The sequence below is a fragment of the Pedococcus sp. P2_D9 genome (assembly GCF_056404275.1).
The window spans coordinates 313,733-338,846 of record NZ_JBFUEI010000002.1 but is presented as its reverse complement, the minus strand read 5'-3'; the positions used below and the strand labels follow the sequence as shown (position 1 = coordinate 338,846).

Annotated in this window: 18 protein-coding genes; 17 read left to right on the top strand and 1 reads right to left on the bottom strand. The window is 70.6% G+C overall.

Going from position 1 to position 25,114, the window contains the following annotated elements; translation table 11 throughout:
* Nucleotides 1-8 precede the first annotated feature (8 nt).
* The 4 genes from nuoL to AC1DXJ_RS04370 are packed head-to-tail and all read left to right on the top strand — an operon-like array spanning nt 9 to nt 6,089.
* Entirely contained in the window at nt 9-1,946 is a 1,938-nt protein-coding gene (gene nuoL / locus AC1DXJ_RS04385) for an NADH-quinone oxidoreductase subunit L (protein ID WP_477613710.1), read from the top strand.
* Complete coding sequence (locus tag AC1DXJ_RS04380; protein WP_477613709.1) at nt 1,946-3,475, top strand: NADH-quinone oxidoreductase subunit M; 1,530 nt, start codon at nt 1,946-1,948, stop codon at nt 3,473-3,475. The genes nuoL and AC1DXJ_RS04380 overlap by 1 nt, the downstream gene beginning before the upstream one ends.
* On the top strand, nt 3,475-5,073 hold the full coding sequence (gene nuoN / locus AC1DXJ_RS04375) for an NADH-quinone oxidoreductase subunit NuoN (RefSeq protein ID WP_477613708.1): 1,599 nt from the start codon (nt 3,475-3,477) through the stop codon (nt 5,071-5,073). The genes AC1DXJ_RS04380 and nuoN overlap by 1 nt, the downstream gene beginning before the upstream one ends.
* The gene (locus tag AC1DXJ_RS04370) at nt 5,070-6,089 is read left to right on the top strand and encodes a polyprenyl synthetase family protein (RefSeq protein WP_477613707.1); all 1,020 of its coding nucleotides are present in this window, start codon (nt 5,070-5,072) and stop codon (nt 6,087-6,089) included. The genes nuoN and AC1DXJ_RS04370 overlap by 4 nt, the downstream gene beginning before the upstream one ends.
* A gap of 47 nt (nt 6,090-6,136) precedes the next feature.
* Here AC1DXJ_RS04370 and AC1DXJ_RS04365 read toward each other — a convergent pair whose 3' ends face one another.
* A complete protein-coding gene (locus AC1DXJ_RS04365; RefSeq protein ID WP_477613706.1) occupies nt 6,137-8,158 on the bottom strand; it encodes a PhoX family protein in 2,022 nt (673 codons plus the stop codon).
* Between the two features lie 163 nt (nt 8,159-8,321).
* Between AC1DXJ_RS04365 and AC1DXJ_RS04360 the strand changes: the two genes are divergently transcribed.
* The 13 genes from AC1DXJ_RS04360 (at nt 8,322) to AC1DXJ_RS04300 (ending at nt 25,094) form a co-directional block, all read left to right on the top strand.
* The gene (locus tag AC1DXJ_RS04360) at nt 8,322-9,467 is read left to right on the top strand and encodes an amino acid deaminase/aldolase (protein WP_477613705.1); all 1,146 of its coding nucleotides are present in this window, start codon (nt 8,322-8,324) and stop codon (nt 9,465-9,467) included.
* Entirely contained in the window at nt 9,464-10,765 is a 1,302-nt protein-coding gene (locus AC1DXJ_RS04355) for a D-arabinono-1,4-lactone oxidase (protein WP_477613704.1), read from the top strand. Before AC1DXJ_RS04360 ends, AC1DXJ_RS04355 begins: the two co-directional genes overlap by 4 nt.
* 91 nt (nt 10,766-10,856) lie before the next feature.
* On the top strand, nt 10,857-11,216 hold the full coding sequence (locus AC1DXJ_RS04350) for a response regulator (protein WP_477613703.1): 360 nt from the start codon (nt 10,857-10,859) through the stop codon (nt 11,214-11,216).
* Nucleotides 11,186-14,362, top strand: coding sequence for a hypothetical protein (locus AC1DXJ_RS04345; protein WP_477613702.1), 3,177 nt, complete (start codon nt 11,186-11,188; stop codon nt 14,360-14,362). Before AC1DXJ_RS04350 ends, AC1DXJ_RS04345 begins: the two co-directional genes overlap by 31 nt.
* A gap of 66 nt (nt 14,363-14,428) precedes the next feature.
* The gene (locus AC1DXJ_RS04340) at nt 14,429-16,018 is read left to right on the top strand and encodes a histidine kinase (protein ID WP_477613701.1); all 1,590 of its coding nucleotides are present in this window, start codon (nt 14,429-14,431) and stop codon (nt 16,016-16,018) included.
* On the top strand, nt 16,006-16,674 hold the full coding sequence (locus tag AC1DXJ_RS04335; RefSeq protein WP_477613700.1) for a response regulator transcription factor: 669 nt from the start codon (nt 16,006-16,008) through the stop codon (nt 16,672-16,674). The genes AC1DXJ_RS04340 and AC1DXJ_RS04335 overlap by 13 nt, the downstream gene beginning before the upstream one ends.
* 25 nt (nt 16,675-16,699) lie before the next feature.
* Nucleotides 16,700-17,212, top strand: a complete 513-nt coding sequence (locus AC1DXJ_RS04330; RefSeq protein WP_477613699.1) for a DinB family protein — start codon at nt 16,700-16,702, stop codon at nt 17,210-17,212.
* Nucleotides 17,213-17,312: 100 nt separating this feature from the next.
* Nucleotides 17,313-18,527: an ROK family protein gene (locus AC1DXJ_RS04325; RefSeq protein ID WP_477613698.1), complete on the top strand. Its 1,215-nt coding sequence runs from the start codon at nt 17,313-17,315 to the stop codon at nt 18,525-18,527.
* On the top strand, nt 18,524-19,405 hold the full coding sequence (locus AC1DXJ_RS04320; protein ID WP_477613697.1) for a carbohydrate ABC transporter permease: 882 nt from the start codon (nt 18,524-18,526) through the stop codon (nt 19,403-19,405). The genes AC1DXJ_RS04325 and AC1DXJ_RS04320 overlap by 4 nt, the downstream gene beginning before the upstream one ends.
* On the top strand, nt 19,398-20,279 hold the full coding sequence (locus tag AC1DXJ_RS04315) for a carbohydrate ABC transporter permease (RefSeq protein ID WP_477613696.1): 882 nt from the start codon (nt 19,398-19,400) through the stop codon (nt 20,277-20,279). Before AC1DXJ_RS04320 ends, AC1DXJ_RS04315 begins: the two co-directional genes overlap by 8 nt.
* 68 nt (nt 20,280-20,347) lie before the next feature.
* The gene (locus tag AC1DXJ_RS04310) at nt 20,348-21,613 is read left to right on the top strand and encodes an ABC transporter substrate-binding protein (RefSeq protein ID WP_477613695.1); all 1,266 of its coding nucleotides are present in this window, start codon (nt 20,348-20,350) and stop codon (nt 21,611-21,613) included.
* A 68-nt stretch (nt 21,614-21,681) separates the two neighbouring features.
* Complete coding sequence (locus AC1DXJ_RS04305) at nt 21,682-22,833, top strand: glycoside hydrolase family 15 protein (protein ID WP_477613694.1); 1,152 nt, start codon at nt 21,682-21,684, stop codon at nt 22,831-22,833.
* The gene (locus AC1DXJ_RS04300) at nt 22,830-25,094 is read left to right on the top strand and encodes a glycoside hydrolase family 31 protein (RefSeq protein ID WP_477636394.1); all 2,265 of its coding nucleotides are present in this window, start codon (nt 22,830-22,832) and stop codon (nt 25,092-25,094) included. Before AC1DXJ_RS04305 ends, AC1DXJ_RS04300 begins: the two co-directional genes overlap by 4 nt.
* Nucleotides 25,095-25,114: the final 20 nt, after the last annotated feature.

The following is a 25,114-nucleotide window of genomic DNA, read 5'->3' as shown; positions in this document are numbered from 1 at the left end:
GCCACCAGGTGACCTCCCTCGCCCACCTCGCCGCCGCTGATGGGGCCGCAACAGCGGCCACCGGCGTCACGGCATACGCCTGGCTCTTGGTAGCCCTCCCGCTGCTCGGTGCTGCCGTGCTGCTGTTCGGTGGCCGCGCCACCGACAAGTGGGGGCCGCTGTTCGCCGTCGCGATGTCGTGGGCGGCCTTCGTCGTCGGCCTCGTCGTCTGGATCTCGATGCTCGGTCGCGGCGCCGAGGAGCGTGCCGCGCACCTGCACCTGTTCAACTGGGTGCCGGCGGGGTCGTTCAACCTCGACGCAGGGATGCTCGTCGACCAGCTGTCGGTGACCTTCGTGCTGCTGGTGACCTTCGTCGGGTCGCTGATCCACGTGTACTCGCTCGGCTACATGGATCACGACCCCGACAAGCGCCGGTTCTTCGCCTACCTCAACCTGTTCGTGGCCGCGATGCTGCTGCTGGTGCTGGCCGACTCCTACCTGCTGCTCTACGTCGGCTGGGAAGGCGTGGGTCTGGCGTCCTACCTGCTCATCGGGTTCTGGAACCACAACCCCACCTACGCCACCGCCGCCAACAAGGCGTTCGTCGTCAACCGCGTCGGTGACTTCGGCCTGTCCGTCGGGATCATGGTCATGTTCGCGGCCTTCGGCACGGTCACCTTCGCGGGCGTCCAGGAGGCCGCCAAGGGCGGTGCGGGCGAGGGTGTGCTCACGGCGATCGGCCTGCTGCTGCTGCTCGGTGCCTGCGGCAAGTCGGCTCAGTTCCCGCTGCAGAGCTGGCTCGGCGACGCGATGGCCGGCCCGACCCCGGTGTCCGCGCTGATCCACGCGGCGACCATGGTCACCGCCGGCGTCTACCTCGTGGTGCGCAGCAGCTTCATCTTCGACAACGCGCCCAACGCCCAGCTGGCGGTCGTCGCCGTGGGTGCCGTGACGCTGATCTTCGGAGCCATCGTCGGCTGCGCCAAGGACGACATCAAGAAGGCACTGGCTGCTTCGACCATGTCGCAGATCGGCTACATGATGCTCGCCGCCGGCCTCGGCCCGGTCGGCTACGCCTTCGCGATCTTCCACCTGCTGACCCACGGCTTCTTCAAGGCCGGCATGTTCCTCGGCGCAGGCTCGGTCATGCACGGCATGAACGACCAGGTCGACATGCGCCGCTTCGGTGGGTTGTCCGGCGCCATGAAGATCACCTGGCTGACCTTCGGGCTCGGCTGGCTCGCGATCCTCGGCGTGCCGCCGTTCTCGGGCTTCTGGTCCAAGGACAAGATCATCGAGGCGGCCTTCATCGGCGAGGGCTGGCGGCCGTGGGTGTTCGGCGGTGCCGCTCTCATCGGTGCCGGCATCACGGCCTTCTACATGTCCCGCCTGTTCTTCATGACCTTCCACGGCAAGAAGCGCTGGACCGACGACGTGCACCCCCACGAGTCGCCCCTCACCATGACCGTCCCGATGATCGTGCTCGCGGTGGGCTCGGCCCTGCTCGGCCTCGTCCTGTCGATCGGCGGGACGTTCACCTCCTGGCTCGAGCCGGTGGTGGGGGCACACGAGGGGGAGGAGCCGGTCCTGCCGGTGTGGCTGCTCATGACGCTGACCCTGCTGCTGGTCGCCGGCGGCATCGCCCTCGCGTGGATGCGCTACTGGCGCGACGAGGTGCCGCACGCCCAGCCCGCGGGCTCGCTCGTCACCCGTGCCGCGCGCCGTGACCTCTACCAGGACGACGTCAACGAAGGAGTCTTCATGCGACCCGGTGTCCACCTGACCCGGGCGCTGGTCTTCGCCGACAACCGCGGCGTCGACGGCGCGGTCGGTGGTCTGGCCGCCCTCGTCGGTGGCACGTCCAGCCGCCTGCGTCGCCTCCAGAACGGCTTTGCACGCTCGTACGCCCTGACGATGCTCGCCGGCGTCGTCGTGATCCTCGGTGCCATGTGGGTGATCCAGTGATGACGAACTTCCCCTGGCTGACCGTGATCGGGCTGATCCCGCTCATCGGTGCTGCCGTCGTGGCCGGGCTCCCGGCCGGGCTGACCGACCGGGCCAAGCACGTCGCCCTGGGCTTCTCGCTGGTCACGCTGGTGTTCGGCATCGCCGCCGCGCTCCAGTTCGACAACGGTTCGGGCGCGCAGTTCCAGCTCACCGAGCAGCACGAGTGGATCCCGCAGTTCGGGGTGTCCTACGCGCTGGGCGTCGACGGCATCGCGCTCGTCATGATCCTGATGGCCCTGGTGCTGACCCCCGTCTGCATCCTGGCCGCCTGGGACGACGTGCCCGAGGGCGGCAAACGCGAGAAGAACTACTTCGCGCTGATGCTGGTGCTGGCCACGTTCATGGTCGGCGTCTTCGCCGCCACCGACGTCTTCCTCTTCTACGTCTTCTTCGAGGCGATGCTCATCCCGGTGTACTTCCTGATCGGCTCCTTCGGGGGATCGCGCAGGCAGTATGCCGCGGTCAAGTTCCTGCTCTTCTCACTCGCGGGTGGGCTGGTCATGCTGGTGGGCGTCATCGCGCTCTACCACTACGGGCCGGGTGGGTCCGACGGCTTCCTCGTGTCCAAGCTCACCGGCCTGTCGCTGGGTGCGACGCCGGAGCGGCTGATGTTCGTGGCGTTCTTCATCGCGTTCGCCGTCAAGGCTCCGATGTGGCCCGTTCACACCTGGCTGCCCGACGCCGCCACCGAGGCGCGCCCCGCGACAGCAGTGCTGCTCGTCGGCGTGCTCGACAAGGTCGGCACCTACGGGATGATCCGGTTCTGCCTCCAGCTGTTCCCTGAGGCGTCCAAGTGGGCGACCCCGGTGGTGCTGACGCTGGCGGTCATCTCGATCCTCTACGGTGCGCTGCTGGCGATCGGCCAGACCGACATCATGCGACTGATCGCCTACACCTCGATCAGCCACTTCGGCTTCATCGTCCTGGGCATCTTCGCCCTGACGAAGACGGGCGGGGCGGGTTCCACGCTCTACATGCTCAACCACGGCTTCTCGACGGCGGCCCTGTTCCTCATCGGAGCCATGCTGGTCGCCCGTCGGGGCAGCAAGCGGATCCCCGACTTCGGTGGCTGGCAACGGATCACGCCCGGACTGGCCGGTGTCTTCCTGGTGGCCGGCCTGTCGGGCCTGGCCCTGCCCGGACTGAGCTCGTTCATCTCCGAGATCATGGTGCTCGTCGGGACGTTCCAGCGTTACCCGGTGCCCGCGGTCATCGCGACGGCAGGCATCGTGCTGGCGGCGCTCTACATCCTGCTCATGTACAAGCGGATGATGACCGGTCCCAGGCCGGAGCTCGATGCGCCGGTCCGCGACATCACGGTGCGGGAGAAGCTCGTCGTGGCCCCACTCATCGCGGCGTTCCTGGTGCTCGGGTTCTACCCCAAGCCCGCCCTCGACATGCTCAACCCGGCGGTGACCGCCACGTTGAAGCACGTCGGCGTGACCGACCCGAACCCCACCTCCGCTGCTGACGGGAGCACGAAGTAATGCCCGCCATGACGGTCCTGTCCCCGCCGATGCTCACGTCCGCCTTCAAGGCTGCCGACGTCGACTACGGCGCCATCGCCCCGATGCTCATCGTGGTCGCGGGAGCCATGATCGGCGTGCTCGTCGAGGCCTTCGCCCCGCGTCGGCTGCGGCACGCGATCCAGGTCAGCCTGGCCCTCGTGACGCTCGTCGCGGCCTTCGTCGTCCTCGTGGCGGTGTCGACCCAGGCGAGCCACCGCGGGGGCACGCTGGCCCAGGCGGTCATCATCGACGGCCCCGCGCTGTTCCTCCAGGGCGCGATCCTGGCGATGGCTGCCCTCGGCATCCTCACGATGGCCGAGAAGTTCGGCGGCCAGGGTGCGGATGCGTTCACCCCCATGGGTGCGGCCGTCCCCGGGTCGCCCCACGAGGCAGCAGCACTGCGCGCCGGGCTGGCGACCAGCGAGGTCTTTCCGCTGACCCTGTTCTCGGTCGTCGGCATGCTGCTGTTCCCTGCCGCGGGCGACCTCCTGACGATGTTCGTGGCGCTCGAGGTCCTGTCCCTCCCGCTCTACCTGCTGTGCGGGTTGGCCCGTCGTCGCCGGCTCCTGTCGCAGGAGGCCTCGCTCAAGTACTTCCTGCTCGGCGCCTTCAGCTCCGCGTTCTTCCTCTTCGGTGCGGCACTGCTCTACGGCTACGCCGGATCGCTCTACCTCGCCGACATCGCGACGGCGGTCAGCGCGGCCAACGGAGCGCTCGAGGGCCTGCTGCTGCCCGGGGTGCTCCTCGTCCTGATCGGCCTGCTGTTCAAGGTCGGCGCGGTGCCGTTCCACTCGTGGACCCCCGACGTCTACCAGGGTGCCCCCACCCCGGTGACCGGCTTCATGGCGGCGTGCACCAAGGTCGCCGCCTTCGGCGCGATCCTGCGCGTCGTCTACGTGGGCATCGAGGCCAACCGCTGGGACTGGCGTGGTGGGGTCATCGCCGTCGCCGCCCTGACGATGGTCGTGGGTGCGGTCCTGTCGGTCACCCAGACCGACGTCAAGCGGCTGCTCGCCTACTCCTCCATCGCGCACGCGGGCTTCATCCTCGTCGCCGTGCTGTCCTTCGACCGCACCGGCGTCTCGGGCACGATGTTCTACCTCGTCGCCTACGGCTTCATGACGATCGCCGGTTTCGCCGTGGTGTCCCTCGTGCGCCAGGGCGGCTCCGAGGCCTCCCACCTCTCGCAGTGGGCGGGTCTGGGTCGCAACCACCCCGTGGTCGCCGGGGTCTTCGCCTTCCTGCTGCTGGCGTTCGCGGGGATCCCCCTGACCTCCGGCTTCGCCGCGAAGTATGCCGCCTTCTCGCCGGCGATCAGCTTCGGCGGGCGTTCGGGGGTGGCCCTGGTCATCATCGGTGTCCTGTGCAGCGTGATCACGGCGTTCGTCTACGTCCGCCTGATCGTGCTCATGTACTTCACCGACCCGCCGGCAGGTGAGGCAGTGGTCGCCGAGACGGCCTCCCCGTTCACCACGATCGCGATCACGATCGGCACGCTCGTGACGCTCGCCCTCGGGGTGCTCCCGTCGCAGGCCCTCGACCTCGCCGAGCGGTCGTCGCAGTTCTTGGTGAAATGACACAACCTCGCCGGGCGAGCTCGACTCCTCCCGTCATCGTCCTGCCCGGCACGTCGGAACGGCTTTCAGCGCGCCTGCAGGTCGGTCTCGACGAGGTCGACGCGCTGTTGCGCCGCGAGGTCGACCACGACGACGACTTCATCGCCGAGGCGAACACCCACCTCATCGAGGCCGGGGGCAAGCGGTTCCGTCCGCTGCTGACCCTGCTGGCCTCCGAGCTGGGGACCGGCATCAACGCGGACGTCGTCGCCGCGGCGGCCGGGGTAGAGCTGACCCACGTCGCTTCGCTGTGCCACGACGACGTCATGGACGAGGCCGAGGTCCGTCGCGGCGCCCCCAGCGCCAATGCGAAGTACGGCAACTCCACCGCGATCCTCGTCGGCGACATGCTCTTCGGCACCGCGTCGTCGATCATCGCCGACCTCGGCGCCGTCGCGGTGAAGATCCAGGCCGAGACCTTCGTGCGCCTGTGCGCCGGACAGATCCGGGACGACCGCCCCAGCCCCAGCGGGCAGGACCCCGTCGACTACTACCTCGGGGTGCTGGCCGACAAGACCGGCGTCCTGATCGCGACGGCCGCACGCTACGGCGCGATGTTCTCGGGGTGTGACGAGCAGACCGTCGAGATCATGCGCGAGTACGGCGAACGGCTCGGCATGGCCTTCCAGCTCGCCGACGACCTCATCGACGTTTCGTCGGAGGCCGAGGACCTGGGCAAGACCCCCGGCACGGACCTGCGCGAAGGCAAGCGGACCCTTCCGGTGCTCTATGCCCTCGCCTCGACAGACCCCGCGGACGACCGGCTCCGCGAGCTGGTGCGGACCGAGCTGCGCGACCAGGCGCTGCTCGACGAGGCGCTCGGGCTGTTGCGCGTGCACCCGGCCATGGAGCAGGCCCGCGAACACACCGCCGCCGTGGCCAGAGCCGCCCAGGACGTCCTCGACCCGTTGCCCGACAGCGAGGCCAAGGCGGCGCTGCGGGCCCTGGCGACGAGCGTCGTCTCCCGCGTCGGCTGAGGTATGCCGCGGACCTGAGTCCGCGGCATACCTCCTTGCCGAGGTGGTCAGGCGCGGTGGATCTGGATGACTGCCGGGCGGGGCTGGCCCCCGCCGAGGTAGGGGAACTGGCTGCGCGGCACGGCGGGTGAGGCGCCGGTCGTCTCACCCGGGTGCTGGATGGCGGCCAGCACCGTCTGCTGGTCCCAGGTGACCAGTGGTCCGCAGCACTCGGAGTAGGCCGGCACCGACAGGAACTGCTGCAGGTGACCCTGGTGCGGGCCCGACAGCGGGAAGAGGTACATGCCGTCGCAGGCGCCGAGGGCGTTGCCGTCCGTGGCGATCCACATGTTGCCGTCGTGGTCGAAGGCGATGTTGTCGGGGCAGGAGATGGGCGAGACCTCGGACCGGTCGTAGCCGTTGAAGTAGGTCGTCGGGTCGTTCGGGTCACCGGCGATGAGCACGATCTTCCAGGTGAAGGTGGTCGTCGTGTCGTCGCCCAGGGCCGGCGTGATCTCGATGATGTGGCCGTGCTTGTTGTTGGCGCGCGGGTTGGCCTCGTCGATCTGGCTCGGCTGGCGGCTGGTGTTGTTGGTGCACACGACGTAGGTGCGGCCGTTGACCAGGTTGGGCTCGACGTCCTCGGGCCGGTCCATCTTCGTGGGGCCCACCTTGTCTGCGGCGAGCCGCGTCCAGATGAGCACCTCCTCGGCGGTGAACCCGGCGACCTGGCTCTGGTTGTCGACGACCAGGGGCAGCCACTGGCCGGAGCCGTCGCTGATGCCGTCCTCGAAACCGTCCCCGGTGAACTTCGCGACGTAGAGGTCGCCCGAGGACAGCAGCGTCAGGTTGTGCGCCCGTGCCTTGGGGGAGCTGCCGGGGCGGAACCGGCCGTGCGAGACGAACTTGTAGAGGTAGTCGAACCGCTCGTCGTCGCCCAGGTAGGCGACCACGCGGCCGTCGGGAGCAACGGTGACGTTGGCTCCCTCGTGCTTGAGCCGGCCGAGCGCGGTGTGCTTGACCGGGGTGGAGGACGGATCCGACGGGTCGAGCTCGACGATCCAGCCAAACCTGTTGACCTCATTGGGTTCCTGGGTCGCATCGAAACGGCTGTCCACCCGCTCCCAGCCGCGCCCCTTGGAACCCGTGAGGCCGTAGCGCTTGTAGGCGTCTGCCTGGTCGGCCGGGGCAGCTGCCGCGGAGAAGTAGCCGTTGAAGTTCTCCTCGCCGGACAGGACGGTTCCCCACGGGGTGAGGCCTCCCGAGCAGTTGCCGAACGTGCCGAGCACCCTGGTGCCGGAGACGTCCTTGCTGGTCCGGAGGAGCCGGTGGCCGGCAGCAGGGCCGTCGAAGTGGAACGGCGTGGTGGCGGTGACGCGACGGTTCGCCGCGGCGCCCTTCACGTGGCTCCACGGTGCGGTGGCGTTCGTGCGGCGCAGCTCGACGACCGACATCCCGTGCGCGGCCATGGTGATGCGGATCTGTTCGGGGGTGAGGGAGGCAGACCCGGTGTAGCCCCGGAACATGAGCTCGTCGTTGGTGTACTCGTTGTTGCACACCAGGGTCGCGTGGTTCTCGTCGCGGCCGCGAACCAACGTCGTGTAGTCGTTGTTGTAGCCGAACTGCCCCTCCTGCGCGGCCGCGCTCTGGTCCTCGAAGTCGAAGTCGGGAGCATCGGCCAGGATCGGGTCGCCCCACGCGATGATGGTCGACCACTCGAAGCCGTCGGGGATGACGACCTTGTCGGTGCCCGCCGGCTGGGGCGCGATGGCCGTGAAACCGAAGGGGGACTTGGTGCCGCCGGCGGTGGACGGCGCCGCGGGAGTCGACGCGGGCGCGGCGGCGGCGGACTGCACTCCGGCCAGGGTGCCGAGGCCGACGACCGCTGCGATCACGCCACTGCCCTTGAGGACCGCTCGCCGGGAGGCTCCGGCCGCGACGAGGTCGCCGAAGTAGCCGTTGCGGGTCTCGTTCGGGACGGGCTTGCTGCACGCGTCGTCGCACTTGAAGTGGCAGGTCATCGCGCTGCGGCCGCCCTGGTGGACAGTCAGGAGGGGGAGGGTGGTGCGCTCGGGCGAAACTGCTGACATTGAGGGTTCCTCCGGGTCTCGGGTCGCGCACGGGGCGCGGGCTCGCGCGGGAGGCGCGGTCACCGGCAAACCTAGGAACACGCGGCCGACTGTCGGGGGCGCGCAGGTGAAGGTCCGGTGACTTCCGGTGAACAGGAGGTACGCCGTCGATAGGGTCGCGTGTGTGACCCTCCTGTGGGACGCGGCGACCGCGGCCGTGCAACCTCCGTTCGCCGTCGTCGACCTCGACGCCTTCGACGCCAACGCGTCCGACCTCGTGCGGCGTGCTGCGGGCACGCCGATCCGCGTGGCGTCCAAGTCGGTGCGTTGTCGAAGCCTCTTGTCCCGGGCGCTGGCGCAGCCCGGCTTCGCCGGTGTGATGGCGTATGCCGTGCCGGAAGCCCGCTGGCTGGTCGCCGCAGGCTTCGAGGACGTCTTCGTGGCCTATCCCAGCGTCGACCGCGCGGCCCTCGCGGCGGTGGCATCCGACGAGCGGGAGGCTGCGCAGGTCACCGTGACCGCGGACTCGCTCGAGCACGTGGACTTCCTCGCCGGGCTCGACCGGCCGCACGGGCTGCGGGTGGCCCTCGACGTCGACGCCTCGCTCCGGGTCGGGCGCGTGCACCTCGGTGTCCGGCGGTCGCCCTTGCGGGAGCCCTCTGACGCCGTTGCCGTGGCGCGAGCCGCTGCGACTGCTGGCCTTTCGGTGGTCGGGCTGATGTTCTACGACGCCCAGATCGCGGGGCTGCCCGACTCCTCGCCTGTCGTGCGGCTCGTGAAGAAGCGCTCGGCCGAGTCCCTCCTCCAACGCCGCGGCGAGGTCGTCGCTGCCGTGCGCGAAGTGGCGGACCTCGAGTTCGTCAACGGTGGCGGCACCGGGTCGCTGCACATCACGGGCCAGGACCCTGCGGTGACCGAGCTCGCGGCCGGGTCAGGGTTGTACGGCCCGACCTTGTTCGACGGCTACGACGACTTCACCCCGCGACCCGCGGCGGCCTTCGCCCTCCCCGTCGTGCGACACCCCGGCGCGGGGTTCGTCACGGCGTTCGGCGGCGGCTACGTGGCGTCGGGGCCGCCGGGGTGGGCGCGGGTGCCCTCGCCGTTCGGCCGTCGGGGCGTCAAGCTGGTCAGGTCAGAGGGCGTTGGTGAGGTGCAGACCCCCTTGCAGGGCAACGGAGTTCGTGGCCTCAAGCTGGGCGACCGGGTGTGGTTCCGGTATGCCAAGGCAGGGGAGATGTGTGAGCGGTTCGACGCCCTCCACCTGGTGAGGGGGGACCAGCTGGTCGAGACGGTCCCGACCTACCGCGGTGAGGGAAAGAACTTCGGATGACGGCCTGGACCAACTGGGCCGGCAACCAGACGAGCAACCCGGCGGAGGTTGCCACCCCTCGACGTCCGGACGAGGTGTCGGCGGCGATCCTGCGGGCGCAGGCACGCGGCATACCGGTGAGGGCGGTGGGGGCGGGGCACTCGTTCACGGCCGTTGCGGCCACGGACGGCCTCCAGCTGCGCCTCGACCTGCTGAGCGGGATCACCCACGTGGACCGGGATCGCCGCCGGGTCCGGGTGCTCGCAGGGACTCCTCTGCACGTCCTGAACCCGGCGCTGCAGGCGCTCGGGCTGGCGCTCCCCAACCTCGGCGACATCGACCGGCAGTCGATCGCGGGGGCGATCTCGACGGGTACGCACGGCACCGGCCTGCGACTGCAGGGCATCGCCGCGGCGGTCTCGGGGCTGGTGCTGGCGCTGGCCGACGGTTCGTTGCTGGAGTGCTCGATCGAGGTCGAGCCAGAGGTGTTCCAGGCTGCGCGGGTGGGCCTGGGGGCCCTGGGGGTGATCACCGAGGTGGAGCTCCAGTGCGTGCCGGCCTTTCGCTTGCACGCCAAGGAGTTCGGCGCCCACCTGTTCGAGGTCCTGGAACGCATCGAGGAGGACGTCGAGCGCCACGACCACGTCGACATGCACTGGTTCCCGTTGACCGACCGGGTCCTCGTCAAGCACAACGACCGCATCGACGACGACCACCCTGGCAGCCCCCTGCCGCGGTGGCGCGCGGTCCTGGACGACGACTTGCTCTCCAACCGCCTCTTCGAGCTCACCAACCGCGGCGCGAGGCGCTGGCCGGGGATCGTCCCGCGGCTCAACGCGGTGAGCGCGCGACTGCTCGGCGCACGTGAGTACACCGACGACTCGTGGCGCGTCTTCGTCGCCGAGCGTACGGTGCGCTTCAGGGAGAGCGAGTATGCCGTGCCCCGGGCCGCCGTCGCGGATGTCGTTGTGGCCGTGCGCAACTGGCTCGAGAAGCACAGGGCGCCACTGACCTTTCCGTTGGAGATCCGGTTCATCGGCGCCGACGACATCTGGTTGTCGACCGCTTACGAGCGGGAGAACGCCTACCTCGCGATCCACCAGTACCACCGGATGGACGACTACGGTGCCTTCGCCGTATTCGAGGCGATCGTGGCCGAGCATGCCGGTCGCCCCCACTGGGGCAAGCTGCACACCCTCGACGCCGACCGGCTGGCGGAGCTCTATCCGCGGTTCGGTGACTTCCTCGCGGTGCGAGACCGCCTGGACCCGCAGCGCCTGTTCGCCAACGCACACCTGGACCACGTCCTGGGGAGGTGAGCACCCGGCATACCGCGGGATCGCAAAGGGGCAAAGGCGACTAAGGGGAAACCCCGAGGTGAGGGTGTCTCCGCGCGCGTAGCGTTGGCCCATGACGGGCCACCGCGTCCTCCTGGTCGACGACCACGCCCAGTTCCGGGCGTCGGCGAGTGCGTGGCTGAGTCGTGAGGGGTTCACGGTCGTGGGGGCCGCCGCCAGCAGCGCAGAGGCCTTGGAACAGGCCCGGGAGCTGGACCCCGAGGTGGTTCTGCTCGACCTCAACCTGCCCGACTCCGAGGCTGGTCTGAGGCTCGCGGGCGCCTTGGCCGAGGCCAACCCCCGCCGAATCCTGATCATCATCTCGAGCGACGCCGATGCGGCCTCCGATCCCCGGGTCGTCGCAGCGCCAGTGGCGGGCTTCATCGCCAAGCAGGACCTGGCATGCGACGCGATCACGGCCTTGCTGGGCTGACCGCACCGCTCGTCGCGAGCGGTGTGGCCGGCGTGGTCGCCCTGGCGGGATGGCTGGCGCCGGGAGTCGCCCAAGCGCCGCAGCCGTTGTTCGGCGATCGTTTCGCCGGGTGGGCCCTCCTCGCCGCCGGGGCCGGTGCTGCCTGGCGTGGTCGGCTGCGGGTGGCCTGGCTTCTGCTGGCAGCCGGTGTTTTGTGGGTCGTCGTCGGGCTCGCGGGTCTGCTCCCGACTCCCCTCGAGGGACCGGTCCTGCGCCTCGGCCTCCTGCCCGGAGGCCTCGTGGTCGCGGCTGCCCTCCTCGGACTGTCGACCGCCGCGAGGCTCTCGACTGCCGCCACGCACGTGCCCTCTCGTTGGGTGCGCTGGGCGCCGGGACTGGTGCTGCTGCCGGCCTGCGTGGCGGCCCTCGGCTACGGCCGGTGGGCGCACACGGCCACCGGCGCGGCGGGGGTGGCCTTCGTCCTGCTCGCCCTTCGTCAGCGCACAGCCCCTCACGGCACAGACCTTCGTCACGGCGCACTCGTGCGTCGTCCCGGGCAGGACGCCCTCCGGGGCGCCGCCGTCATCGCCATGGGGGTCGCCGGCGCCCTGGCTTTGGCGGGTCTGGTGACCGCTGGGGTGGGGGGTGCCGCAGCGGCAACGGCAAGCACCCTGCTCGAGGGAGCGCTGGGGCTCGGAGCGCTCGTGGTGGCCGCCGGTCCGGAGCCGCGGGAGTGGCGACCAGGTCAGGAAGGGGAGGCGCCACACGGCCTGGAGGACGCCCTGGCCAGGACGTTGGGGTGGGACCAGGTGCAGGTGGCCTTTCCGTTGGCCGGCGCCTCCGTGGACTCCGGTGGTTCGCCGACGACTCCGCCCGCCGACGGTGAGGAGGTGGTGGACCCTGACGGCCGGCTGGTGGCCGTCCTCGCCCCCGGACTCGGCGGTGACCCCGGTGTCGCCGACTCGGTCCGGGAGGTGCTCCGGCTGGCCCGACGTGGCGCCCTGCTGCAGGCCGAGCTCAGGGACCGGGCCACCGAGCTCGCCGCCTCGAGGGAGCGGTTGGTGCGGGCGGCGGAGGCGGAGCGGGAGCGATTCGTGGCCAGCCTGGCTCGGGGACCGGTCGCGCGGATGGACCAGGTGGTTGCCGCCCTGGAGGGGTGTGGGCGATCCGTACCCGAGCTGCCCGATGCGCCGTCAGGGCTGTCTGCGCGTGCGGCCGGCGCGCGCGACGAGCTGCTGCGGGTCGCCCGCGGTGTCGACCCGGTGGGCGCGGAAAGCCTGGAGGATGCGCTGACCGGACTCGTCGCGCGCAGCGGCACCGGTGCGCGGCTGGCCTGCGACCTGCCGCATGGCTGGCGGCCGCGGGCCTCGGTGGCCCGGGCTGCCTGGTTCACGTGCGCCGAGGGACTGGCCAATGCGACCAAGCACGCTCCGGGTGCCGCGGTCGTCATCAGCGCCCGGCTCAGCGGTGACCAGCTCTGGTTGCTGGTCCGCGACGACGGGCCGGGTGGAGTCGACGTGGGCGGTCACGGGCTGGGCGGCCTGGTGGAGCGCGCGACTGCCCTGGGGGGAACCCTCACCGCGCGGTCTGGAGCGAGCGGCGGCTCGGAGCTCGAGCTGCGGCTGCCCGTCACGTCGAACGGATCGGGTCCGACGTCGCATGACCGGCGATCGGACCGTGACGGGCCGGCGCGCGCAACGCGCCGCGCCCAGTCGGGAGTCGTCGCACTGCTAGGTCTGTGCGTTGCCCTGGTGCTGTCGGCGTGCGCGGGTCCGCCCGCCCGCAGCGGGCGCGATGCCGACCCGGTCCTGCTGCGGACCATGTACGGCAACGGACCCGGCGGGATCGGCGCCGACGTGCTCGAGGAGCTGGTCCGGGCCTCCGCCGGCTCGTCGCTGGTGCTGGGCGCGGGGACGCAGCTTCCCTCGGCCGCCCAGTCAGAGGACGAGGAAGGCGGCACGCTGGCCGCCCTCCGGGCGGGGCGGGCGGACCTCAGCGTGATCCGGGCCGACCGTCTCGTCGGGGCCGGGGTTGCGTCACTGACACCGCTCCAGCTCCCGCTGCTCGTCGAGGCCCCGGAACACGCGGCTCGCGTCGCCGCGGATCCGGTCGCCGCGGCCCTGATGGCCGACCTTGACCGCATCGGGCTCGTCGGGCTCGCGCTGGTGCCGGGTGGCGCGCGGCATCCGTTCACGCACGGCGCCAAGGCGTTCCGCACTCCGCCCGACTACCGCGGGGAGGTCGTGAACACCCGCGTCGGCCCCGGGGTCGAGGCCATGGTCACGACCCTGGGCGCCAGGACCGACCACAGCGTGGGTGAGGTCCGGACCCGGAAGGTGGAGAAGCGCGCGGTGACGGGGATCGAGACGTCGCTGCAACAGGTGGGAGCAGTGACCCTCCCCGCCGTGCTCACCTCGAACCTCACGCTCTACACCAAGTTCGACGTCGTGGTCATGCGTCGTAGCGCGCACGCCGCCCTCTCCGCCGAGCAACGGCGACGGCTCGGCGCGGTCGTGCGCGACGGCATACGTGCTGGGGTGGCGCGACGGGACACCGAGGCGCGTGGCCTGCAGCGCTGGTGCAACACACCCTCGGCGGCGTCCGTACAGCTCACGCCGGCCGAGCTCGAGGCTTTCGGTGCCGCGCTCGCGCCCGTCGTCGCCGCGGCCCGTCGGGACGCCACGGTCGCGAAGCTGGTGGACCGGATCGTGGCCCTCCGAGGATCGGAACCCGCACCGGTGGGGGCCACCTGCGACAACCTCCATACTGCCGGCACCGACGTCTACTCCCTTGCGCCGCAAGGGCCTCAGACCCTGCTCGACGGCACCTGGCGGGTCGACGCCGACATCGCGGTCCTCCGGGCGGCGGGAGTTTCGGACGCCGAAGCCGTCAGCAACGCCGGGGTGTGGACCTTCGTGGTCCGCAACGGTCAGGTGGCCGTCGACCAGCCCCATGGCGCCGACTGCACCGCCGTGTTCGTCACCGCGGGTGAGAAGGTCACCCTGCACTTCGGGGTCGACGGCAACACCGAGTGCTACGGCTTGATGGCCGGCACCTACCACCGTGACGGAGACGTCGTGTCGTTCACGTGGCTGGCCGAGAGGTTCTACGACGTCGCGCTCGACCAGGCATTCTTCGCCGGAGGGATGCACCGTGTCACCCCGTAGCGGCACCGACCACGGGTCCAACCGCTCGGCTGGTCGACCCTGGCCAGCCCTCGCCGGACGTGGCTGATGGCTGACTTCGCGATGACCGTGGGACTGGGCGTGGCCGTCGTGGTGGTCGGCGCTCTCGGCCTCGTGGTCGGACGACAGCGGCGCCGGTATGCCGTCCTCGTCGTGGGTGGCGTTGCCCTCGTTGCGTTTTCGGCGGTCGACGACCCCACGACGGCCCTGCGGGCGCGTGACCTCGGCATCGCCCTGGGCCCGATGGCGGGGCTGTTGGGGGCGTCTGCCGTGCTCGTGCCGCGGCGGGGCGCGTGGGTCGCCCTGTCGGGGGCCCTGCTCGCTGGACCCGTGCGCGCGCTCGTCTACGACCCCTTCCTGCAGCTGGGCTGTGTCGACTGCCGTCCCAGCGAAGTCGTCCTCGCACCACACCCGGTCGTGGCGGAATGGTTGTCGGCCGTCGGTCCGGTGCTGGGGGTCGTTGCCCTGGGGGTCCACGCCGCGAGACCAGACCTGGCCGGAAGGTGGGCCGGGGGACGGGCCGGGAGGTGGGCCGGAGCGTGGGCCAGGAGGTGGCAGAGGGGATCGGCGGCGGGAAGCGCCCTCGTGGCCGCGGGCCTGGTTGCCGCCCTCGTGAGCGCCGAAGTCGGGGGCGCCATGGCCCTCGTGGCAGCCACCGGGGTGGTCGCCGTGGAGGACTATCGCGGCGCGATCGCCCAGCGGCGGCTCAGGGGCCTCGTGGACACCCTTCGCTCAGGGCGCCCCTTTGCGGACGTCCTTCGCGAGGCGTGGGGCGACGACGACGTCGAGGTGTCCTACTGGGTGCCCGACGAGGGTGGCTGGGTCACGCCGGCGGGGGTGGCCCGGCGCCCGCCGACCCCGGGAGCGACGCGGTTGCGCTGGGCCGGCGCGGTCACCGCAGCCGTCGAACAGGGTTCGCGCGATGCCCTCCCCGACCTCGAGCACGCACTCGACGTGCCCGCTCGGCTCACCCTGGACAACGAGCGGCTGTCCGCGGCGCTGGCAGCGCGCGTCCGCCGGGTGTCGAGGTCCCGCTCGCTGGTGGTCGAGCTGGGCGACCGCGAGCGCCGCCGCCTCGAGCGGGACCTTCACGACGGAGTCCAGCAACAGCTCCTCGCCCTCGGCCTCGATCTGCGCGGCGCGCTCGCGGACCTGCCGCCCGGGCATCCCGAACGGCCCGTCCTCGAGAGCTGCCTGGGTCAGGCCAAGCAGGCGCTGGAGGACCTGCGTGAGCTGTCGCACGGGCTGTACCCCCCGCTGCTGGCCACCAGCGGGCTGGGCCCCGCGCTTCGCAGCCTGGCCCGCCGGTCGGCTGTGCCGCTCGTGGTCGGCACCAGGCCTGAGGGGCTTCCCCACGGACGCCTCCCAGCGCCGGTCGAGCGTGCCGCGTATGCCGTGGTGTCCGACTCGGTCTCACGGGGGGATCCCGCGGGGGTCACCGTGGAGGTCGAGGTGACTTTCGCAGGGGCGGTGGAGGTGGCCGGCGAAGCGCGGGTTGGTGCCACCGCGATGACGCTGCGCGTCGCGGGGGGTCCCCCGGACCTCGCCGGGGTGCTCCCCGACATGGTGGAGGCGCTCGGTGGACGGGTCGGCCATGCTGACGGGGTGCTGACCGTGGTGCTGCCGTGCGCGTCGTAGTCGTCGAGGACCAGCTGCTGACACGCGAGGGGATCGTGCGCACCCTCGAGCGTGCGGGCGTCGACGTGGTGGCCGAGGTGGGTGACCTCGAGGGGCTGATGGCCGTCGTGGCGGTGGACCGGCCGGACGTGGCCCTGCTCGACATCCGGTTGCCCCCGACGTTCACCGACGAGGGACTTCGGGCCGCTGCCACGATCCGTTCGCTGTACCCCTCGACGGGGGTGCTCGTCCTGTCCCAGCACGTCGAGGTGGAGTTCGTCCTGCCTCTGCTCGAGGGTGCGTCCGGAGGCGTGGGCTACCTCCTCAAGGACCGGGTGCTCGAGGCGAGCACCCTGGTCGACGCCCTGAGGCGCATCGCCGCCGGCGAGTGCGTCGTCGACCCCTCGATCGTCGCCGACCTGTTGCCGGGCGGGCCGGACCAAGGGCCGAGCGGGCTCACGGATCGTGAGCGCGAGGTCCTCGGCCTGATTGCCGAGGGGATGACCAACGCTGGCATCGCCCGACGACTCGACATCAGTGAACGCACCGTCGAGGTGCACGCCCAGCACGTCTTCGCCAAGCTGCAGCTGCCCGACGACCAGTTCGCCAACCGTCGGGTCTTGTCTGCGCTCGCCTGGCTCGGCTCGGGCGACAGCAGCCGTCGCCGGCTCGGGTGACACCAGCCGTCGCTAGCCTCGGGTGATGACGCCAGAATCCGCCGAGACCTCTCCGTTCGTCGCCGACGAGAAGGCCGTCCTCCTGGCGGCGCTGCAGAGCCATCGCGACGTGATGGTGTGGAAGCTGGAGGGCCTGTCGGACCAGGACATCCGCCGACCCATGGTGCCCAGCGGCACCAACCTCGTGGGGCTGGTCAAGCACCTCGCCAACGCCGAGTACGGCTGGTTCTGCGAGACGTTCGGGCGTCCCGCCGAGCCGCTCACCGACATCTCCGACGACCCCGAGGCCGACATGCGGGCCGCTCAGGGCGAGGCCACCGACGAGATCGTGGCCTTCTACCGACGGGCCTGGGCGGCAGCGGACGCCGCGATCCACGAGCTGTCGCTCGACCACACCGGCACGGCCTACACCGGTCGGACGGTGAGCCTGCGCTGGGTGCTCGTGCACATGATCGAGGACACCGTCCGCCATGCCGGTCACGCCGACATCCTGCGCGAGCTGATCGACGGCGGCACCGGCCACCACGTGCCGCGCTGACCCTGCACCCCTGCGGCAATTTCGTCGAGGGGGTTGACAGCAGCGTGATCGCGACTTAGGTTCACCCTAAATTTAGTATCAAACAAAGGGTGAGCCACAGATGTCTCCGACCGGACCAGTTGCCGCACGTGGCAACCTCGTGCGTGCCGCCGTCCTCGGCCTCCTCGGCACCCGTGGTCCCTCGTCCCGTGCCGACATCGCCCGGGTGCTGGGGGTCAGCCCGGCGACCGTGACCCAGACGATCAAGGAGCTCCTCGCCCGCGAGCTCGTGACCGAGCTCGAGTCGGTGCCGAGCCAGGGCGGTCGTCCGGCCACGCTCCTGGGACTGGTGCGCAGTGCCGGCGGTGCCATCGGAGCCAAGGTCACCCCGAACCACGTCGCGCTGGTGTCCATCGACCTCGACGGCACGGTGCGTTCCTCCAGGGCGGTGCCCTTCGACGCCGCCCGACCGGCCGCGCTGGACGCCTTGGCGGACATCCTGCGCGAGGCAGTGGCGCAGCACGAGGGTCGACTGCTCGGGGTCGGCGTCGGGTTGCCCGGCGCGGTCGACTCCCAGGCATCGGGCATCGTCGACGCCCCCACGCTCGGATGGGACCGGGCGCCGGTGGGTCCTCGACTGCGGGAGGCGCTCGGAGTGCCCGTCCTCGTGGACAACGACGTGAACACGCTCGCGGCGGCGGAGAGCGTCTACGGGATCGGGCGGTCACACGAGTCCTACCTCGTCGTGACGATCGGTTTCGGGGTCGGGCTCGGCATCGTCCAGCAGGGATCGGTCAGCCGGGGGGCCCACGGTGGAGCCGGCGAGATCGGCCACATCCCCGTGACCGTCGACGGCCCGGTGTGCGGCTGCGGAAACACCGGCTGCCTCGAGGCGCACATCGGCGAGTCCGGTCTGGTCGCCGCTGCCACGGAGCGCGGTGTGATCCACGCCGGCGACACCATCAAGGACCTCGTCCGCGAGGCCCGCGGAGGCAACGCCGATGCCCTTGCCGTCTATCGCGAGGCGGGCCGGATGCTCGGCAGCGCGCTCGCCGGCGTCGTGAACGTCCTCGATCCCGAGCTGGTCCTCCTCATGGGCGAGGGCATGACCGAGTGGGAGTTCTGGGAGAACGGTTTCGAGGACTCCTTCCGCGCCTGCCTGATGCCGACTCGTCGCGGAATCCGTTGTGCCGTCGAGTCCTGGACCGAGGACCAGTGGGCGGTCGGCGCCGCATCGCTCGTCCTCGCAGCACCATTCGACGCCGAGACGGCCGGGGCGCAGGGCGAGCTGGTGCGCGAGCGCATGCAGACGGCTGCCGTGGGCGGTGTCTCGTGACCGGCCGGGCCCGGTGGCGCAACCTGGGCTGGGTCGTCTTCTTCCTCGCGCCGAGCGCCATCCCCCTCGTTCTGTTCACCGCGACCCCGATGGCCTCGTCGATCTGGGTCAGCCTGCACGAGTGGAACCTCATTTCCCCGATGCGCTGGGTGGGCCTCGACAACTACCGCGGCCTCCTGACCGACCCCGGCACGCGCAGCGTCTTCCTGCACACGTTGATCTACTGCGCCGGCTACCTGCCGCTGGTGTTCACCGGCGGACTGGCGCTCGCCCTCGCGCTCAACCAGAAGCTCGCGGGACGGTCGTTCTTCCGCGCGGCCTACTTCCTGCCCGTCGTGACGAGCTGGGTGGTCGTGGCGCTGGTCTGGAAGTGGCTGCTCAACCCCACCAACGGCCTGGTCAACACGCTGCTCGGAGCCGTCGGCGCGCCGCAGCCCGGGTGGTGGACCGACCCGAACTGGGCGCTGCCCGCCGTCATCCTCTCCTCGGCGTGGAAGGACCTGGGCTTCGTCATGGTCATCATGCTGGCCGGGCTGCAGGCGATCCCCCAGGACGTCCTCGAGGCGGCCTGGGCGGACGGCGCCAACTCGTGGCAGCGCTTCTGGCGGATCACCCTGCCGTTGCTGTCCCCGTCGACGTTCTTCGTCGTGGTCATCTCGCTGATCAACGGTTTCCAGGTCTTCGACCAGGTCTACGTCATGACGGGCGGGGGCCCGTCCGGGTCGAGCCAGGTCGTCGTCGGCCAGGTCTACGACCTCACCTTCCGCTATGGCCGGGCCGGCGAGGCGAGCGCGCTCTCGTGGATCCTGTTCGCGGTCATCCTGCTCATCACCGTGGTCCAGATCCGCGGCCAGCGACGGTGGGTGAACTATGCCTGACACGCTGACGCCGTTGGCCCCGCCTGCCACCCAGGTCACCGCGCCTTCGCGACCGCGCCGACCGCTGTCGGCCTGGACCGTCCTTCGGTATGCCGCGGTGCTGGCCGGCGCGGTCGTCATGCTCTTCCCGTTCCTGTGGACCGTCGTCACCTCGATCACGCCGGAGGGAAGTCTCGCCGGCGGGCCCAAGCTGTTCGTCGAGAACCCGACGCTGGCGGCATACCGGACGCTCCTGGACGCCCTGCCGATGTGGCGCATCGTCGCCAACTCGCTGTGGGTCGCGGTGGTGTCGACGCTCCTGCAGCTCGTGACCGGGTCGATGGCGGCCTATGGCTTCGCGCGGCTCAAGTTCCGCGGCAAGGGCGTCGTCTTCGCGCTGTACCTCGCCACGCTGATGGTGCCGATGCAGGTCCTGGTCGTGCCGCTGTTCATCGAGATGAAGTCGCTCAACCTGCAGGACACCTACATGGCGCTGCTCGCGCCGTCGATCGCCTCGGCGTTCGGGGTCTTCCTACTGCGGCAGGCAGTGGAGTCCGTGCCGCGTGAGCTCGACGAGGCAGCCACGATCGACGGTGCCGGACACCTGCGCATCTTCGTCACGATCATCCTGCCGCTCATCCGACCCGCGCTGGCGACGGTCGCCGTGTTCGCCTTCATGGGCAGCTGGAACAGCTTCCTGTGGCCCCTGGTCGTCATCCGCTCTCCCGAGTTCATGACCCTGCCGCTCGGGCTGGCGACCCTGCAGGGCCAGTTCACGACGCAGTGGGACGTCGTCATGGCTGGCTCGGTCTTCTCCATCCTCCCCATCGCCGTGGTCTACCTCCTGGCCCAGCGGCACATCATCGCCGGCGTCGCGCACACCGGCATCAAGTAGTCACCCGCACCCCCAAGCAGTCCCGACCGCGCGCCAACCGGAACGCGGCAGGCCCGAAAGGAAACACCATGAGGAACATCGCCAGGCGCAGCGTCGCGCCTGTCATCGCTGCCGGTCTGGTGCTGGCGCTCGGCGCCTGCGCGCAGGGGTCGGCCACCAAGTCGGTCGACGCCGCGGCGTCCGGTGGGAAGACCACCATCCGCTACATGAACTTCTCCGCCAACGGCGGACACGAGAAGGACCTCGACGCGATCAAGGCAGCCTTCGAGAAGGCCAACCCCGACATCACCGTGCAGATCGAGACCACCCCCTACGACGCCTACTTCACCAAGCTTCAGACCGCCGTGGCGGGCGGGACGGCGGGCGACGCCTTCGAGCTCAACTACGAGAACTTCGTGACGTACTCCTCCAACGGCTCGCTCGCGGAGCTCAAGGGCGTCAAGGGCGCGGCGTACAAGAAGTCCCTGCTCGACGCGTTCAGCGCGGACGGCAAGCAGTACGGGCTGCCGGAGTCGTTCTCCAACGTCGTCCTGTTCTACAACAAGGACCTCTTCAAGGCGGCCGGGGTTGCCGAGCCCACGTCGTCGTGGACCTGGGCTGACGAGCAGGCCGCGGCCAAGAAGCTGACCAACAAGGCCAAGGGTGTCTGGGGCGACTACCAGCCGGTGTCCTTCTTCGAGTTCTACAAGGCGCTGGCGCAGTCCGGTGGCGAGTTCCTCTCTGCTGACAAGAAGTCCGCGACCTTCAACTCGGACGCCGGCAAGCAGGCCGCGACCTTCCTGGTCGCCAAGTCGGGCACCACGATGCCGACCGAGGCCCAGGGCGCCGGCACGCCCGACTTCGACTCGAAGCTGTTCAAGGACGGCAAGCTGGCGATGTGGCACTCGGGGATCTGGATGTTCTCCGGCATGGCCGATGCCAAGTTCGCCTGGGACATCGCCGTCGAGCCGGGCAACACCACCAAGGCCTCCGCGATGTTCACCAACGGGGCAGTCGTCTCGGCCAAGAGCAAGAACCAGGCCGCGGCCCAGAAGTGGGTCACCTTCCTGACGTCGTCCGACGACATGGTCTCGGCACGTCTCGCGACCAGCTGGGAGCTGCCGCCGGTCGCAGACCAGGCCAAGCTGTCGAGCTACCTCGATGCAGGCAAGCCGGCCAACCGCAAGGCGGTCTTCGACTCGCTCGAGGCCACCGCGCTCCCGCCCGTCATCGAGCGGCAGCAGGAGATGCAGGACGCGGTCAACAAGGAGCTCACCGCGGCCGCTGCCGGGCGCAAGGACGTGTCTGCGGCGCTGGCCGACGCCCAGAAAGCCGTCGACGCGCTGCTCAAGTAGCCCGTCCGTCGCTGCCGGGGCCTCGGCCCCCTACGAGGTCCCGGCAGCTCCTCGACCACGAGAGACCCATGACTCTTCTCCACGACACCGCTGCGCCCCCGGCGCCCGGTGAGCGCACTCGCCTGCAGGACCTGGCACGCCACAGCCACGCCGTCATCACGGCGCACCAGGACGGGGGCGGCGCCTATCCGGCTTCGCCGACCTTCTCCGCCTATCGCGGCTATGCGTGGTTGCGTGACGGATCCTTTACGGCCGAAGGAATCTCGCGCTTCGGCGACGTCGCCTCCGCCGAGGCGTTCCACGACTGGGTATGCCGGGTGCTCGCCGGCCGTCGTGGCCAGGTGGACGACCTGCTCGTGCTCAAGGCCTCCGGCGCCGCAGTCCCGCTGGACCGGATGCTGCCCACGCGGTTCACCTTCGCGGGCAAGGACGGGTCGGACCCCTGGTGGGACTTCCAGACCGACGGCTACGGCATGTGGCTCTGGTCGGTGGTCACGCACGCTCAGCGGCACGGGCGCGACCTGGGTCGGTGGCTCCCCGGCATCGAGGTCGCCCTCGACTTCACCGCTGCGTTCTGGGACCTCCCCTGCTACGACTGGTGGGAGGAGCACGTCGAGCACCGACACACCTCGACCTTGGGAGCCATCCACGGCGGCCTCGTTGCGATCGCCGACTCGGACGTCCTCGACCCGGACCGCGCCGTGGCGGCGCGCGAAACGGCCGCGCAGGCACGGGCCCTCATCCTGGGCGAGGGCGTCGTCGACGGCCACCTGTCGAAGTGGCTCGGCTCGGCCGCGGTCGACGGGTCGCTGCCGGCCTGCATAGTGCCGTTCGGGGTCGTCGCAGTCGACGACCCGATCGCTGTCGCGACCATCGCGGCAGTCGGGACCGACCTCGACGTCGACGGCGGCGTCCACCGGTTCCGCGCCGACGTGTTCTACGGCGGCGGGCAGTGGCTCCTGCTCAGTGCCCTGCTCGGCTGGAACAAGGCCAGCGCCGGAGACCTCGCCGGCGCCTGGCGGCACCTGCGGTGGATCGCCGACCACGCCACCGCCGAGGGCGACCTCCCCGAACAGGTCCCTGACGACCTGCGGCACCCGGACGCTCGCCAGGAGTGGCTCGACCGCTGGGGCCCGGTCGCGACCCCCCTGCTGTGGTCGCACGGCATGTACCTGATCCTCGCCGACGAGCTCGGCCTCCTCGAAGGGCTCCACCCGTGACCACCTCAGATCCGCTGCTCACGCACCGACCCCACGGGATCGAGCACCCCTATGCGACCTCACTCGACCAGCGCATCCCCGTGCTTCCGGAGACCGGCCAGAGCGTTCTCCTCGGCGTCGTCGCCGATCCCCGCATCGTCAGCGTCACCTGTGAGTGGCGGGACGCGACCGGTCACGTCACGAGCCTGCCGCTGACCCCACGCCGCGCTGACGCAGCCTCGGCCGCGGCGCTTGCGGGCGGCGAGGGACACCTGGCCGAAGCCCAGGCCGCGTCGCTGGGAGGCGACGGCGGGTGGGCAGTGCAGAGCCCGCCCGTCGAGGACGACGCGGGCTACACCTACCGCTTCACGGCGGTGGGTGACGAAGCCGTTGCCACTGACTGGTTCGAGGTGCGGCCGGCCCACTGGACCCGCACGCTTCCCGACGGGTTCGAGGCGAGGTTCTCCGGCGGCGGCACGCGACTGGTCGCCGACTCGGTCGAGTGGCTGGTCACCACCACCGGCGTGCATCGGGCCAGGTTCGCCCTGGCGCTGGCCCCAGGCGACCACGTCGTCGGGTTCGGCGAGCGGTTCGACCACCTCGACCAGCAGGGCCGTCGCCTCGACGCCGTCGTCTTCGAGCAGTACAAGTCGCAGGGTGCTCATGGGCGCACCTACCTGCCCATGCCCTTCGCGCACGTGGTCGGGACGGATGGCGGGGGATGGGGCTTCCACCTCCGCACCACCCGTCGCTCCTGGTACGACGTCGGGGCGAGTGCGCAGGACGAGCTGCGCGTCGAGGTCGAGGCGGGGGGCGGCCCCGTGGCCCAGGTCGACCTGGGCACCTATGACGGGTCGCCGACCGAGGTGCTGTCGGCCTTCCTGGACGAGGTGGGTCGAGCCGAGGAGCTCCCCGACTGGGTCTTCCGGCTCTGGGCCTCCGGCAACGAGTGGAACACCCAGGAGCTCGTCATGGCGCGGATGGACACGCATCGCGAGCTCGACATCCCGGTCGGTGCCGTGGTGATCGAGGCGTGGAGCGACGAGGAGGGGATCATGATCCCCCGCGATGCGACGTACGACGTTCGTCCCGACGGGACACCCTTCGCAGCAACGGATTTCACCTACCCGGAGGGTGGTGCGTGGTCGGATCCCAAGGCGATGGTGGACGAGCTCCACAGCCGGGACGTCAAGGTGCTGCTCTGGCAGATCCCCCTGCTCAAGACGGCGCGCTCCGAGGAGGGCCTGCACGAGCAGGTGCTCGCGGAGGGGGCCGCGATGGTCGACGGCGGGCACGCGGTGCGCGAAGCCGACGGCACGGCATACCTCAACCGGGGCTGGTGGTTCCCCCAGTCGCTGATGCCGGACCTGTCGACCCAGCGCACCCGCGACTGGTGGACCGCGAAGCGGGACTACCTCGTCGAGGGACTGGGGATCGACGGGTTCAAGACCGATGGCGGCGAGCACGCCTGGGGCCACGACCTCGAGTACGCCGACGGGCGCCGGGGCGACGAGGGCAACAACCTGTATCCGGTGCACTACGCCAAGGCTTTCGGCGACCTCCTGCGCAAGCACGGCAAGGCGCCGGTGACGTTCTCGCGCAGCGGGTTCACCGGAGCGCAGGCGCACGGCGTGTTCTGGGCGGGCGACGAGGACTCGACGTGGGAGGCCTTCGGCAACTCCATCACCGCAGGACTCACGGCCGCATCGTGCGGGATCGTCTACTGGGGCTGGGACCTCGCAGGCTTCTCCGGACCGGTGCCCGATGCCGAGCTCTACCTGCGGGCAGCGGGCGCGTCGACGTTCATGCCGATCATGCAGTACCACTCCGAGTTCAACCACCACCAGCTCCCGCTGCGCGACCGCACTCCCTGGCACGTCGCCGACGTGACCGGTGACGAGCGCGTCGTGCCGGTCTTCCGCCGTTTCGCCAAGCTCCGGGAACGCCTGGTCTCCTACCTCGCGGCGCAGGCCGCAGTGACGGTCGCGAGGGACCGGCCGCTGATGCGCCCGCTGTTCTTCGACCACCCTGACGACTCGTACGTCTGGCAGCACCCGCGCCAGTGGATGCTCGGGGCCGACCTGTTGGTCAACCCCGTGACCGCGCCCGGGCACGACTCCTGGGCGACCTACCTCCCCGAGGGTGACTGGGTCGACGTGTGGACGGGTGGGGCGGTCAGCGGCGGCCAGGTCGTCGACCGAGCAGTGCCGATCGACGTCGTCCCCGTCTATGCGCGGGCTCAGGCGTGGGCCGGTGGCCTTGCCGACGTCTTCACCGACTGACGGCCCCTCGCTCGCGAGGT

What these genes read in the sequence shown, in the direction of transcription:
- AC1DXJ_RS04380 (WP_477613709.1), top strand. Translation starts at nt 1,946, where the DNA reads ATGACGAACTTCCCCTGGCTGACCGTGATCGGGCTGATCCCGCTCATC.
- AC1DXJ_RS04340 (WP_477613701.1), top strand. Translation starts at nt 14,429, where the DNA reads ATGGCTGACTTCGCGATGACCGTGGGACTGGGCGTGGCCGTCGTGGTG.
- AC1DXJ_RS04350 (WP_477613703.1), top strand. Translation starts at nt 10,857, where the DNA reads ATGACGGGCCACCGCGTCCTCCTGGTCGACGACCACGCCCAGTTCCGG.
- nuoN (WP_477613708.1), top strand. Translation starts at nt 3,475, where the DNA reads ATGCCCGCCATGACGGTCCTGTCCCCGCCGATGCTCACGTCCGCCTTC.
- AC1DXJ_RS04345 (WP_477613702.1), top strand. Translation starts at nt 11,186, where the DNA reads ATGCGACGCGATCACGGCCTTGCTGGGCTGACCGCACCGCTCGTCGCG.
- AC1DXJ_RS04330 (WP_477613699.1), top strand. Translation starts at nt 16,700, where the DNA reads ATGACGCCAGAATCCGCCGAGACCTCTCCGTTCGTCGCCGACGAGAAG.
- AC1DXJ_RS04365 (WP_477613706.1), bottom strand. Translation starts at nt 8,158, where the DNA reads ATGTCAGCAGTTTCGCCCGAGCGCACCACCCTCCCCCTCCTGACTGTC.
- AC1DXJ_RS04355 (WP_477613704.1), top strand. Translation starts at nt 9,464, where the DNA reads ATGACGGCCTGGACCAACTGGGCCGGCAACCAGACGAGCAACCCGGCG.
- AC1DXJ_RS04315 (WP_477613696.1), top strand. Translation starts at nt 19,398, where the DNA reads ATGCCTGACACGCTGACGCCGTTGGCCCCGCCTGCCACCCAGGTCACC.
- AC1DXJ_RS04325 (WP_477613698.1), top strand. Translation starts at nt 17,313, where the DNA reads ATGTCTCCGACCGGACCAGTTGCCGCACGTGGCAACCTCGTGCGTGCC.
- AC1DXJ_RS04310 (WP_477613695.1), top strand. Translation starts at nt 20,348, where the DNA reads ATGAGGAACATCGCCAGGCGCAGCGTCGCGCCTGTCATCGCTGCCGGT.
- AC1DXJ_RS04370 (WP_477613707.1), top strand. Translation starts at nt 5,070, where the DNA reads ATGACACAACCTCGCCGGGCGAGCTCGACTCCTCCCGTCATCGTCCTG.
- AC1DXJ_RS04305 (WP_477613694.1), top strand. Translation starts at nt 21,682, where the DNA reads ATGACTCTTCTCCACGACACCGCTGCGCCCCCGGCGCCCGGTGAGCGC.